This is a genomic window from Rummeliibacillus pycnus (genome assembly GCF_002884495.1).
Classification (GTDB): Bacteria; Bacillota; Bacilli; order Bacillales_A; family Planococcaceae; genus Rummeliibacillus; species Rummeliibacillus pycnus.
Map to the genome: position 1 here is coordinate 3,809,202 of NZ_KZ614145.1, position 12,978 is coordinate 3,822,179.

A 12,978-nucleotide genomic window follows, 5' to 3' on the forward strand; every position below is an offset into this window, starting at 1 on the left:
TTCTAGATGGGGAAACCTACTGGATTTATGGAATATAGTCGAGAAAAAGGAAAAGAACAACCACCACTAGAGCGTATAAAAAATTGGAAAGAATATGCTTCACGTTTAACAGATGAAGCTCTTCAAATCCAAGGTGCTCGTTGTATGGATTGTGGTACACCATTTTGTCATATGGGAATGGAAATACGTGGTTCTGCTGCAGGTTGTCCTATTCACAACGTAATTCCTGAATGGAACGATTTAGTTTACCATGGTAAATGGAAAGAAGCATTGGATCGTCTGCTTTTAACGAATAATTTCCCGGAATTTACAGGGAGAGTTTGTCCAGCACCTTGTGAAGGTTCTTGTACTGTAGCTATTTCAGATCCTGCTGTTGCGATAAAAAGTATTGAACGTGCAATCATTGACAAAGGTTTTGAAAATGGCTGGATTACACCTTGTATTCCAACACATCGTACAGGGAAGAAAGTTGCTGTAGTTGGTTCTGGTCCTGCTGGGTTAGCAGCAGCAGACCAACTAAATCAGCAAGGGCATTTCGTAACAGTTTACGAGAGAGCAGATCGTGCTGGTGGATTATTAACTTACGGTATTCCGAATATGAAATTAGAAAAAGAAGTTGTAGCAAGACGAGTACAATTACTCGCTGATGAAGGTATTCAGTTTGTCTTAAATACGGAAATTGGTAAAGACATAACAGCAGATGAACTAAAAGCACAATTTGATGCAGTAATTCTTTGCACAGGGGCAACAAAACAACGACACCTTCGTTTGGAAGGTAGTGAATCAGAAGGTGTTGTTCTTGCGATGGATTATTTAACTTCTACAACGAAAAGTTTACTAAACTCTAACTTTGAAGATGGGCAATTTTTGGATATGAAAGGCAAGAATGTTATTGTAATTGGTGGTGGTGATACAGGTGCTGACTGCGTGGCAACAGCAATTCGCCAAAACTGTAAATCAGTATTCCAATTTGGTAAGCATCCACAGTTGCCTGAAAAACGTGCCAATGATAATCCTTGGCCAACAAATCCTCATGTATATAAGTTAGATTATGCTTATGCAGAAGCTGACGCTAAATATGGTCGTGATCCACGTGAATATTGTATTCAAACAAAGAAAATCGTTGCTGACAGTCAGGGCAAAGTAAAAGAATTACACACGATACAAATGGAAAAAGTCATTAGCGATGAGGGGTATGTGTACTTCAATGAACTTCCTGGTACAGAAAAAGTATGGCCAGCAGATTATGTCTTTGTTGCAATTGGATTTGAAGGTACAGAGTCTGGAGTTGCTGAGCAATTTGGGGTTCAAATTACCAATAATCGAATTAAAGCTAGTGGTAAAACATATGAAACGAATATAGAGGGTGTTTTTGCTGCTGGTGATGCCAGACGTGGTCAAAGTTTAATTGTATGGGCAATAAACGAAGGAAGAAATGTTGCTGAAAGCGTTCATTCATATCTCCTCACACATGCAATTGCACAATAATATTAAATAGGAAGAAAAGCTAACTCCGGTTTAAAATGAATCCTTTCATGGACACATTTTAAATGAGTGGAGTTAGCTTTTTTTGAATCGATAATAAATAAAAGATGAAATTTGAAACAAAATGTTTTATTTTGATATTTTAGCAATTACATTGTCAATAATTAAATGATCATATCCTACTGTATGAATAATAAGGAAATTCATTAATTTACTGAGAATTTATGTTATTACGGTGTACGTAGTGAAATCAATTCTCAATTAAAAGAGGTTTATTGAAAATCAATCTATTTTCAATAAACCTACAAAATAGCTTGTCTAATAGGTTTCAGAATAGATATATACCAACATTCTTAGATTGGATTGAGAAACATTTTCAAATGATTTGCAATGGGCTTTTGTTTAGGCTAAAATTAGAATGATAATAAATTAGAAATGGGTAAGCATTCATTTCATTGAAATTAAATGGAGGTAATAGAATGTCAACATTAGTCATTAAAGATCTTCACGTCGCTATCGACGGTAAAGAGATTTTAAAGGGTGTTAACTTATCACTCAATACAAACGAAATTCACGCAATTATGGGACCAAATGGTACTGGTAAATCCACTCTAGCTTCAGCTATCATGGGTCACCCAAAATATGAAGTTACTTCTGGTTCTATCACTTTAGATGGTGAAGATGTACTTGAAATGGAAGTAGATGAACGTGCTAAAGCTGGATTATTCCTAGCAATGCAATATCCATCAGAAATTTCTGGTGTGACAAATGCTGATTTCTTACGATCTGCTATTAATGCACGTCGCGGCGAAGGTAACGAAGTATCTCTTATGAAATTCATCCGCGATTTAGATCAAAAAATGGAATTCTTAGAAATGCCAGAAGAAATGGGTCAACGTTACTTAAACGAAGGATTCTCTGGCGGTGAAAAGAAACGTAACGAAATTCTTCAATTAATGATGCTAAAACCTAAATTTGCAATTTTAGACGAAATTGACTCTGGTCTTGATATTGATGCACTTAAAGTTGTATCTAAAGGTATTAATGCTATGCGTGGTGAAGGTTTTGGTTGCTTAATGATCACTCACTATCAACGTTTACTAAACTACATCACTCCTGATCATGTTCATATTATGATGCAAGGGAAAGTAGTTCGTTCTGGTGGAGCCGAATTAGCAGAAAAACTTGAAGCTGAAGGCTACGATTGGATTAAAAAAGAGTTAGGTATCGAAGACGAAGAAGAAGAAACAACAGGACAAGAAGCATAATAAGGAGGACGAGCAAACATGACGGTTGAAACAAAATTATCAGTAACCGCTCAGGATGTACGCTCTTTCTCTGAAGCTAACAATGAACCTAGCTGGTTGACTGAGCTTCGTGAACGTGCATTAGCGGACGTAGAAACGCTACCAATGGTAAAACCAGATAAAACAAACGTTGAAAAATGGAATTTTACAGAATTCCCTACACATACTGTTGAAAGTTCAACATATGCTAGTCTTGAAGAACTTCCAGAAGAAGTAAAAGAAATTGTAGATGTAGAAAACCAACGTAATGTTTATATCCAACATAACAATACACCTGCTTATCTACAAATTTCTGATGAGTTAACTTCACAAGGTGTGATCATTACAGATATTCAAACAGCAGCTCGCGAACATAGCGAACTTGTTCGAAAATATTTTATGACTGAAGGCGTAAAAGTAGACCAACATAAACTAACAGCTTTACATGCTGCATTAGTGAATGGCGGTGTATTTGTATATGTTCCTAAAAATGTAATTGTAGAAGAACCAATTCAAGCTGTTTTCCTACACGATAATGCAGATGCATCATTATACAACCATGTATTAGTTGTTGCTGAAGCAAATAGTTCAGTTACTTATGTAGAAAATTATCTTTCAACTGTTGATGAAGCAAAAGGACAAGCAAGTATCATTGCGGAAGTAATCGTAAATGATAACGCAAATGTAACATTTGGTGCTGTTGATGTTCTTGCAAAAGGTTTCACAACGTATGTAAATCGCCGTGCAATCTTACACCGTGATGCAAAAGTTGATTGGGCATTAGGTTTAATGAACGATAGTGATACGATTTCAGAAAATATCACTTACTTAAAAGGTGATGGCTCATACGCAGATACAAAATCTGTTGTTGTTGGTCGTGGGGAACAAAGCCAGAACTTCACAACTGAAGTTCGACACTGGGGTAAAGCATCAAATGGTTATATCTTAATCCATGGTGTTATGAAAGACTCTTCACGTGGCATTTTCAATGGAATAGGTAAAATTGAACACGGTGCTACAAAGGCTGATGCAGAACAAGAATCACGTGTTTTAATGTTAAGCAAAGATGCTCGTGGAGATGCAAACCCAATTCTATTAATTGATGAAGATGATGTAACAGCTGGACATGCTGCTTCTGTAGGTCGCGTTGATCCAGTTCAACTCTATTATTTAATGAGTCGTGGTATTTCTAAAGCAGAAGCAGAACGATTAGTAATCCATGGATTCCTTGCACCAGTTGTGAATAAATTACCGATTGAAAGTGTTAGAAAACAACTGACGGAGGTCATAGAAAGGAAAGTTCGCTAATGATTAAAACCGATATTCGAAGCTATTTCCCAATTCTAGATCAAGAAGTAAATGGTCATCCACTTGTATATCTTGATAGTGCAGCTACAACACAAAAGCCTATACAAGTTATGGAAGCTGTTAAACATTACTATGAATATGAAAACTCTAATGTCCACCGCGGTGTCCATACATTAGGAAATCGTGCTACAGATGCTTATGAAGGAGCACGAGAAAAAGTTCGTAAGTTTATCAATGCAAAGTCAACAGAAGAAATAATTTTCACTAAAGGTACTACTGCTAGTTTGAATATGGTTGCTGCTAGTTTCGGTCGTGCGAATGTAGGAGAAGGCGATGAAATCGTCATCACTTACATGGAACATCACTCGAACTTAATCCCATGGCAACAATTAGCGAAAGAAAAAAATGCAACACTTAAATATATTGATATGAATCCAGATGGGACTTTATCAATGGACAAAGTAGAAGAAGCAATTACAGACAAAACAAAGATTGTTTCGATTGCATTTGCTTCTAACGTTTTAGGGACTGTAAACCCTATTAAAGAAATTGCCGCTGTTGCACATAAACATGGTGCAGTAATGGTAGTTGATGGTGCACAAGGTGTACCGCATTTTAAAACAGATGTTCAAGATTTAGACTGTGATTTCTTGGCATTTTCTGGACATAAAATGTGCGGCCCAACTGGTATTGGTGTATTATATGGTAAAAAAGAGCTCCTAGAAAACATGGAACCACTTGATTTTGGTGGTGAAATGATCAGTACTGTTGGATTATATGAATCTACATGGGCTGACCTTCCTTGGAAATTTGAAGGTGGAACACCTAATATTGCTGGAGCAATTGGTTTAGGTGCTGCTATTGATTTCTTAGAAGAAATTGGTATGGACAATATCATCGAACATGAGCATAATTTATCTCGTTACGCTATTGAACAATTAAGTGCAATAGATGGAGTATCTATTTATGGCCCACATGATCCGAAGAAACGTTCTGGACTTGTGACATTTAATATAGATGGCGTTCATCCTCATGATGTTGCAACAGTACTAGATATGGAAGGAATAGCTGTTCGTGCAGGGCACCATTGTGCTCAACCATTGATGAAATGGTTAGAATGTACAGCAACAGCTCGTGCTAGCTTCTATGTTTATAATACTGAAGCAGACATTGATCGACTTGTTGAAGGGTTGCGTGCCGCGAAGGAGTATTTTGCTGATGTCAATGAATAAATTAGATCAACTATATCGTTCTGTCATTATGGATCATTATAAAAAACCACGTAACAAAGGTGTAATTGATGATTCTAATGTTTCAATCGATATGAATAACCCTACTTGTGGGGATCGCATACACTTATCATTACAAGTAGAAGATGGTGTAGTAGTCGATGCAAAATTTGAAGGTGAAGGCTGTTCAATCTCAATGTCTTCTGCTTCAATGATGACGCAAGCGATTAAAGGTAAAACAACTAAAGAAGCTGTAGAATTAGCACATGTCTTCTCAGAAATGATGCTTGGACATGAGCATGATGATTCACTAGACCTTGGAGATGTAGAAGCACTTTCAGGTGTTTCACAATTCCCTGCACGTATTAAATGTGCAACACTTTCTTGGAAAGCAATGGAAAAAGGTATTAAAGAATCGAACTTATAATATTGATTAAAAGTTTAGAACGGAGGAGAAAAAATGGCTAAACAAATGCCTGAAATTGGCGATTACGAGTACGGCTTCCATGATAAAGACGTATCCATTTTCCGTACAGAACGTGGGCTAACTCCTGAAATCGTTAAAGAAATTTCAAAAATGAAAAATGAGCCACAATGGATGTTAGATTTCCGTTTGAAATCATTGGACGTTTTCTATTCAAAACCAATGCCTCAATGGGGTGGCGATTTATCTGCACTTAACTTCGATGAAATTACTTACTATGTAAAACCATCTGAAGCAACTCAAAAATCTTGGGATGAAGTACCAGCAGAAATCAAAGCTACATTCGATAAACTAGGTATTCCTGAAGCAGAACAAAAATATCTTGCTGGTGTATCAGCTCAATATGAATCAGAAGTAGTTTATCATAACATGAAAGAAGAACTTGAAGGATTAGGCGTTATCTTCAAGGATACTGACTCAGCTCTTCGTGAAAATGAAGATATTTTCAAAGAATACTTTGGTAAAGCTATCCCACCGAATGACAACAAGTTCGCAGCACTTAACTCAGCTGTATGGTCTGGTGGATCATTCATCTATGTTCCAAAAGGCGTTGTTCTTGAAACACCACTACAAGCTTACTTCCGTATTAACTCTGAAAATATGGGACAATTCGAACGTACATTAATTATTGTTGATGAAGGTGCAAGTGTACACTATGTTGAAGGTTGTACTGCACCAGTTTATACAACAAGTTCACTGCACAGTGCGGTTGTAGAAATCTTCATTAAAAAAGATGCGTATTGCCGTTATACAACAATCCAAAACTGGGCAAATAACGTGTATAACTTAGTGACAAAACGTGCTACATGTGAAGAAAATGCCACAATGGAATGGATTGATGGTAACATCGGTTCTAAACTTACAATGAAATACCCAGCTTGTATCTTAAAAGGTGAAGGCGCTCGTGGTATGACGTTATCAATTGCTATCGCTGGTCGTGGTCAAAACCAAGATACAGGTGCAAAAATGATTCATCTAGCTCCAAATACATCTTCAACTATCGTTTCTAAATCTATTTCAAAACACGGTGGTAACGTAACATATCGTGGTCAAGTGAAATTTGGTAAAAAAGCGACAAATGCTCGTGCGAATGTTGAATGTGATACTCTAATCATGGATAATCAATCTACTTCAGATACAATTCCATACAATGAAGTAATGAATGATCAAATTGCTCTTGAACATGAAGCAAAAGTTTCTAAAGTGTCTGAAGAACAATTATTCTACTTGATGAGCCGTGGTGTTTCTGAACAAGAAGCAACAGAAATGATCGTAATGGGCTTCATCGAACCATTCACAAAAGAACTTCCAATGGAATATGCTGTTGAAATGAACAGATTGATCAAATTCGAAATGGAAGGTTCTATTGGCTAACCATAATAGGGTTTGTGATGTAAAACATTTTACCGAACACAGAAATCATGATAAATGATTTCTGTGTTTTTTTAGATAATAAACGTGCAAAAAATATCAGAATTATGGTAGAATATACTGGATATAGTGTTCTGATAATTCAGAACTATGGTGTTTACTCTATATAATGAGGTGTAGAATTTCCTATGCATTTGATAGCAACCGTCAGTGTACTACTGGTTTCAGATATTGAATTATCAAGACTCTTCTATCAAACAGTTTTAAGCTGTGAAGATATTGATGGTATTCTTTATAGAGACGATTGTGGACTAGCCATAAAGTTAGTGCAAGCGGAAAAAATTGAAGATGTTAAACCAAATCGGAATTTATGGAATGTTTTTAGTTATGTGGAAGATGAAGAACGATTAGATATATTATTTAAGGAAGCGAAATTGCATGGGGCGCTTTTTGCCTATTATCCAAAAGAAAGTGTGATTGAAGGAGAGCGGTTAAAAGAATTTGCAATTCGAGATTTGGATGGTTATTTAATTGGTTTTGGTACTACTATTCATTCATAAAATGACGGAGATATATACAGCAATGCAATAATTGCAGTTATATCTCTTTTTTGTTAGAGATGATTCATACTCTATCAAATTTGGACTTCGATGGATCATTACAATACAAATAATATAGTTCCTTCTTACCGCTATGATATGATGGATATATTAGTTAATAGGGGTGAGAGGCATGATCCATATCGGTTTAACTGGATGGGGAGATCATCCAAGTTTATATAGTCAAACTACCACTTCAAGAGATAAGTTGTACGATTATAGTGGCCATTTTCCAGTTGTAGAATTAGATACGTCTTTCTATTCGATACCAACAGTTGGTAATGTGCAAAAATGGATTGCAGAAACGCCAAAACATTTTCAGTTTGTTGTGAAAGCGTATCAGGGGATGACTGGACATTTACGTGATGAAAATCCATATGGTAATACACAAGAAATGTTCGATGCTTTTAAAGAAGCAATACATATATTTAAGAAGGCAGGGAAATTAGCGCTTATTTTGGTACAGTTTCCGCCATGGTTTGATTGTCAGCAAAAAAATGTTCAATATATCCGATATATTAAGGAACAACTTGCTGAATTTCCAATTGCAATCGAATTTCGCAATCGCACTTGGTATAGTGCGCAATTTATGGATGGTACGCTTAATTTTCTAAAACAACAGGGGCTTTTTCATACAGTTTGTGATGAACCTCAAGTAGGTGAAGGTTCTGTTCCTCTTGTACCGATTTCAACTGGAGATAAGGTATTATTCCGTATTCATGGCCGAAATGTACACGGCTGGCGTAATCCAGGCAATAATGAGCAGTGGAGAAAAGTTCGTTTTCTCTATGATTATACAACCGAAGAGTTGGCTAGTTTGAAAGAAAAGGTTGAACAATTACAAAATACTGCTAAAGAAGTCTATGTTTTATTTAATAATAACTCTGGTCATCATGCAGCTGGTAATGCAAAAACATTACAGAAAATGCTTGGAATTGAATACCATAACTTGTCGCCAAAACAATTAGACTTTTTTGAAGGAGCAGATTAACGATGGAATATATTTTACTGGTGATAATTGGGTTATGCTCAGGAATAATTGGCGCACTGATCGGACTAGGTGGAGGAGTAATCTTAGTCCCTGCTACTTTGTTTATTGGACTAACGCTAGGGATGATCCCTGACTTAACTCCTCAAAAAGTTGTAGGATTATCTGTAGTAATGATGATTGCAACTGGTTTAGCTTCTACACTATCGTATATGAAATCGAAAACGGTTGATTATAAGAGCGGATTTATCTTCTTTATAGGAAGTGGACCAGGAACAATTTTAGGTGCATATATCAACAAAGGAATAGATTTGCCATCTTTTAACTTATACTTTGGTATATTACTAATCATTTTAGCAATCATATTACTTATTCGAGATCATATTAAACCGTTGCAGTGGTTTGTCAAACATGGAAAGAAACAAACTTTTATCGATTCAAAAGATGGGAAAAGTTATGAATACGGTTATCCAATTTGGTTTGCCCTATTCTTAAACTTTATGATTGGTTTTGCATCTGGTTTATTTGGTATTGGTGGGGGATCGATGATTGTGCCAGCCATGATTATTTTATTTTTATTCCCTCCTCATGTGGCTATTGCAACATCAATGTTTATGGTATTTTTATCGTCTATTGTTAACTCAGCCAGCCATATTTATCTTGGGCATGTACCATGGTTATATACAATTCCAGTAATACCAGGAGCATATATAGGAGCAAAATTAGGAGCCGCATTGAATAAGCGACTTAAGTCAAATACTTTGGTAATCCTATTACGAATTATATTATTGTTACTCGGAATACGATCCATTTATGAAGGATTATTCTGAGATTAGAGAGGTGTCTTCATGTTAGAAACAATTCATTTATATCATACAAATGATCTGCATAGCCATTTCACTTATTGGCCAAGGATTCAGAAATTATTGACCGAACGTAAAAAGTGGCATGAAGATACAGGAGATAGTTGTTATATTTTTGATATTGGTGATTTTATAGACCGTTCACATATTTATTCAGAAGCAACACTAGGTAAAGGTAATATTCAATTGTTAAACGATGCGTTATATGATGCAATTACTATTGGTAATAACGAAGGGATTACATTATCAAAAGCAAATTTAAATGAGTTGTATAACGATGCAAAATTTGATGTCATAGTAGGAAATTTAAAAACGGAAAACAAAATTCCTGATTGGGCAAAACCATATCGTATTTATAAAACAGCAAATGGAACGAAGATTGGTGTCATTGCTGCTACTGCAGAATTTCGCACATATTATGAACCGTTAGGATGGACAATCGAAGATCCACTACCTGTATTACAAGAAATCGCAACGGAAATACATCCCTTAGTAGATATTCTATTATGTATGTCCCATTTAGGAATTCATATGGACGAACAGTTGGCGGTATTGTGCCCTGAAATTGATGTGATTTTTGGTTCACACACACATCATGTGCTACATGAAGGGAAATTAGTTGGAAATACATTGTTAACTGGTGGAGGGAAATTTGGTTTTTTTGTTGGTCATACTCAAATACAATTTGATGAAAATAAAAAGTGCATTGTAGATAAAAAAACGGAACTGTATAGAACTTCTGACATGACGCCAATTTTAGATGAAGAACAATTTAATCATATACTTATAGAAAAAGGAAAGGCATTGTTGAATCATCCAGTTTTTGAAGCCAATCATTATCTAAATAAAGAATGGTATCATCATTCCGCATTATCTCGATTCTTTGCTAAAGGTCTATTACAATTTTCAAAAGCTGATTGTGCATTATTTAATGCTGGAATCTTTTTAAGAGATCTACCTAAAGGTAAGGTTACTGCATATGATGTACATCAATGTTTACCGCATCCTATTAATGCTTGCGTCATTACACTGACAGGAAAAGAATTGAAGGAAGTATTGAAAATTGCAGAGCAATCTTTGGATTGGCCTAGAACCGAATTGAAAGGTTTAGGATTTAGAGGTGTAGTTCTTGGTAAAATATTGACATATGGTTGCTCCATTAATTCAAATGGAGAACTTATTGTAAATGGTAAAAAAGCATTAGAATCACAGGCGTACAATTTAGTGACATTGGATATGTTCACATTCGGATATTTCTTCCCCCAATTTAAAAATTTGTCAAAAACGTACTTGTTACCACAATTTTTACGTGATATTCTGATTTCATATGGACAAATTTATAATAAAAGTAATAAAAGTTAATACATTATAATAGGTATTTTATACTTAAGATGAATTGGGGAAAAAAGCATGCGGTTGATATCAACAAAAGTTTTGCAAACAGGCATGGTTATAGGTAGAACCATTTGGAATGAAGCTGGTAGACCATTGTTGCAAAAAGGTGTGAAAGTATCGGACCAAATTATCCAACGATTACAACAGTTAAATATTCAGTATGTATATATTGATGATAAGATTTCCGCAAATATAGAGATTAAAGAAGCCATACCTAGAGATATGCGCCAACACGCAGTAGATCAAATTACATCATCTTTTAACAAATTAAAAAATATAAAGGGGAAGGATGTAACATATTGTCTTGATCAACAATCAAAACATTTTTCTGCAATAATTGATGATTTGTTCGATAATATAATGAATAACAAAGAGATTTTAACTGTATTAAGTGATGCCTTCCTTTATGATAATTATATATATACCCACTCATTACAAGTTGCAGTTTATTCCATTGCGATTGCAAAAGAGCTACATTACAATCCTGTAGAAATACGACAAATAGGCATTGGTGCAATATTGCATGATGTAGGTAAAATAATGATTCCTCAAGAAATTCTAAAAAAACCAGGACGGTTTACGAATGAGGAATATGAGTTAATGAAATTGCATACGAAATATGGTTTTGATTTACTAAGAAATTTACATACAATCTCTCTTTTATCTGCACATTGTGCATTTCAACATCATGAACGATTAGACGGTAGTGGCTATCCAAGAGGGCTTCTTGATTTTGAAATTCACCCATATGCCAAGATTATTGCAGTAGCAGATGTATTTGATGCAGTTACTTCAAATCGGGTTTATCGAAAAAAAATGCTTCCATCAAGAGGGTTGGATATCATTAAAGAGGGAAGCGGCACATTATACGATGAGAAGGTTGTGAATGCGTTTAGACGGTGCGTAGCATATTATCCTAATGGAACATGTCTGTTATTAGCAGATGGGCGTAGAGGGATTGTGTGCAAGCAAAATAGAGAGAATGCAGAACGTCCATGGATTCGTATCTTTGAAGAAAATGGAGAAATGCTAAAGGCAACCTATGAAATCTTGCTTGCTGAACATTTAGATATTTTAGTTGAAAAGGTCGATGTTGATTACCTAGAGCCAGTCGAATAATGGCAACCTCCTAATCATATAAATGGTTAGGAGGTATCTTTTTGCGACTAATGAAAAAAAGAAAGCAATTGTTTTATCGGAAACGATCGAGGTTCTTGCCAATAGTAGTAGTTAGTCTTTTCGGGTGTATTTTACTGATTTTTTATTACATCAATGTCAAACTAACCCCCACATTTATGCAATATGCTGAAGTTGAGACAAACAAAATTGCTTCATATGTTATTAGTAAGGCCATAAATTCAAGAACTACTAATGTTTTAGAAAGTAACGAAGTGATTGAAAGTGAAGGAAATAACCAGGGAATGGTCGATACTAAATTGAATGCAGAAGTAATTAACCGTATTATGTCGGAAACACAGACTTTAGTTCAATCACATTTAGAAGAAGCTGAAAAGGGGAATTTAAACCATCTACCAAAATACGAAGGGATAGATTATGATGTTGATGCGATGGAACAAGATGGAGGAATCGTATTTTATGTACCGATTGGATTGGCAACAAGTATGCCGTTACTTGGAAATTTAGGGCCGAAAATACCTATTCGTTTTCATGTTATAGGAAACGTACAAGTTAATGCAGAAAGAGAAATTGTAGAATTTGGTATTAATAATGCTTATGTACAGATTAGTGTGCGAACGACTGTTAACGTACAAATTATTGTTCCTTTTGCAAGTAAGTCAACAACAGTTGAACAAAAAATTCCTGTTGCGATCAGTTTTCTTAAAGGAAATGTTCCTTATATCTATTCAAAAGATCAGTCTTCGGCTCAACCAAACATTGAAGTACCACTACCAACGACACCACCTTCATCATCAACAACATCTCCACCACCGTCTGTAAATAATCAGTAG

At 35.5% G+C, this 12,978-nt stretch carries 12 protein-coding genes; all 12 read left to right on the forward strand.

Translation table 11 applies throughout. The features are described from left to right. Positions 1 to 6: 6 nt before the first annotated feature. The 12 genes from CEF14_RS18575 to yunB all read left to right on the forward strand — a co-directional run bounded on the left by CEF14_RS18575 (position 7) and on the right by yunB (position 12,978). Entirely contained in the window at positions 7 to 1,488 is a 1,482-nt protein-coding gene (locus tag CEF14_RS18575) for a glutamate synthase subunit beta (protein WP_102694197.1), read from the forward strand. Positions 1,489 to 1,964: 476 nt separating this feature from the next. Beyond that, the gene (sufC, locus tag CEF14_RS18580) at positions 1,965 to 2,753 is read left to right on the forward strand and encodes a Fe-S cluster assembly ATPase SufC (RefSeq protein ID WP_102694198.1); all 789 of its coding nucleotides are present in this window, start codon (positions 1,965 to 1,967) and stop codon (positions 2,751 to 2,753) included. Positions 2,754 to 2,771: 18 nt separating this feature from the next. Beyond that, positions 2,772 to 4,079 carry a Fe-S cluster assembly protein SufD gene (gene sufD, locus CEF14_RS18585; RefSeq protein WP_102694199.1) on the forward strand — a complete coding sequence of 436 codons (1,308 nt, stop codon included), beginning with the start codon at positions 2,772 to 2,774 and terminating at the stop codon, positions 4,077 to 4,079. After that, complete coding sequence (locus CEF14_RS18590; RefSeq protein ID WP_102694200.1) at positions 4,079 to 5,311, forward strand: cysteine desulfurase; 1,233 nt, start codon at positions 4,079 to 4,081, stop codon at positions 5,309 to 5,311. The genes sufD and CEF14_RS18590 overlap by 1 nt, the downstream gene beginning before the upstream one ends. Further along, positions 5,298 to 5,735, forward strand: coding sequence for a Fe-S cluster assembly sulfur transfer protein SufU (gene sufU, locus CEF14_RS18595; RefSeq protein ID WP_211284637.1), 438 nt, complete (start codon positions 5,298 to 5,300; stop codon positions 5,733 to 5,735). The genes CEF14_RS18590 and sufU overlap by 14 nt, the downstream gene beginning before the upstream one ends. Before the next feature lie 33 nt (positions 5,736 to 5,768). After that, the gene (gene sufB, locus CEF14_RS18600; RefSeq protein WP_102694201.1) at positions 5,769 to 7,166 is read left to right on the forward strand and encodes a Fe-S cluster assembly protein SufB; all 1,398 of its coding nucleotides are present in this window, start codon (positions 5,769 to 5,771) and stop codon (positions 7,164 to 7,166) included. A gap of 185 nt (positions 7,167 to 7,351) precedes the next feature. After that, on the forward strand, positions 7,352 to 7,723 hold the full coding sequence (locus CEF14_RS18605) for a VOC family protein (protein WP_102694202.1): 372 nt from the start codon (positions 7,352 to 7,354) through the stop codon (positions 7,721 to 7,723). 172 nt (positions 7,724 to 7,895) lie between these two features. Further along, positions 7,896 to 8,753: a DUF72 domain-containing protein gene (locus tag CEF14_RS18610; RefSeq protein ID WP_102694203.1), complete on the forward strand. Its 858-nt coding sequence runs from the start codon at positions 7,896 to 7,898 to the stop codon at positions 8,751 to 8,753. A 2-nt stretch (positions 8,754 to 8,755) separates the two neighbouring features. Next, positions 8,756 to 9,580, forward strand: a complete 825-nt coding sequence (locus CEF14_RS18615; RefSeq protein ID WP_102694204.1) for a sulfite exporter TauE/SafE family protein — start codon at positions 8,756 to 8,758, stop codon at positions 9,578 to 9,580. Positions 9,581 to 9,598: 18 nt separating this feature from the next. Continuing rightward, positions 9,599 to 10,975, forward strand: a complete 1,377-nt coding sequence (locus CEF14_RS18620; RefSeq protein ID WP_102694205.1) for a bifunctional metallophosphatase/5'-nucleotidase — start codon at positions 9,599 to 9,601, stop codon at positions 10,973 to 10,975. A gap of 48 nt (positions 10,976 to 11,023) precedes the next feature. After that, positions 11,024 to 12,127 carry an HD domain-containing phosphohydrolase gene (locus CEF14_RS18625; RefSeq protein ID WP_102694206.1) on the forward strand — a complete coding sequence of 368 codons (1,104 nt, stop codon included), beginning with the start codon at positions 11,024 to 11,026 and terminating at the stop codon, positions 12,125 to 12,127. A 50-nt stretch (positions 12,128 to 12,177) separates the two neighbouring features. Further along, positions 12,178 to 12,978 (forward strand): sporulation protein YunB, encoded by an 801-nt coding sequence (yunB, locus tag CEF14_RS18630; RefSeq protein WP_102694466.1) that lies wholly within the window; start codon positions 12,178 to 12,180, stop codon positions 12,976 to 12,978.

What these genes read in the sequence shown, in the direction of transcription:
- sufD (WP_102694199.1), top strand. Translation starts at nt 2,772, where the DNA reads ATGACGGTTGAAACAAAATTATCAGTAACCGCTCAGGATGTACGCTCT.
- CEF14_RS18610 (WP_102694203.1), top strand. Translation starts at nt 7,896, where the DNA reads ATGATCCATATCGGTTTAACTGGATGGGGAGATCATCCAAGTTTATAT.
- CEF14_RS18625 (WP_102694206.1), top strand. Translation starts at nt 11,024, where the DNA reads ATGCGGTTGATATCAACAAAAGTTTTGCAAACAGGCATGGTTATAGGT.
- CEF14_RS18605 (WP_102694202.1), top strand. Translation starts at nt 7,352, where the DNA reads ATGCATTTGATAGCAACCGTCAGTGTACTACTGGTTTCAGATATTGAA.
- CEF14_RS18615 (WP_102694204.1), top strand. Translation starts at nt 8,756, where the DNA reads ATGGAATATATTTTACTGGTGATAATTGGGTTATGCTCAGGAATAATT.
- CEF14_RS18620 (WP_102694205.1), top strand. Translation starts at nt 9,599, where the DNA reads ATGTTAGAAACAATTCATTTATATCATACAAATGATCTGCATAGCCAT.
- sufB (WP_102694201.1), top strand. Translation starts at nt 5,769, where the DNA reads ATGGCTAAACAAATGCCTGAAATTGGCGATTACGAGTACGGCTTCCAT.
- sufU (WP_211284637.1), top strand. Translation starts at nt 5,298, where the DNA reads ATGTCAATGAATAAATTAGATCAACTATATCGTTCTGTCATTATGGAT.
- yunB (WP_102694466.1), top strand. Translation starts at nt 12,178, where the DNA reads ATGAAAAAAAGAAAGCAATTGTTTTATCGGAAACGATCGAGGTTCTTG.
- CEF14_RS18590 (WP_102694200.1), top strand. Translation starts at nt 4,079, where the DNA reads ATGATTAAAACCGATATTCGAAGCTATTTCCCAATTCTAGATCAAGAA.
- CEF14_RS18575 (WP_102694197.1), top strand. Translation starts at nt 7, where the DNA reads ATGGGGAAACCTACTGGATTTATGGAATATAGTCGAGAAAAAGGAAAA.
- sufC (WP_102694198.1), top strand. Translation starts at nt 1,965, where the DNA reads ATGTCAACATTAGTCATTAAAGATCTTCACGTCGCTATCGACGGTAAA.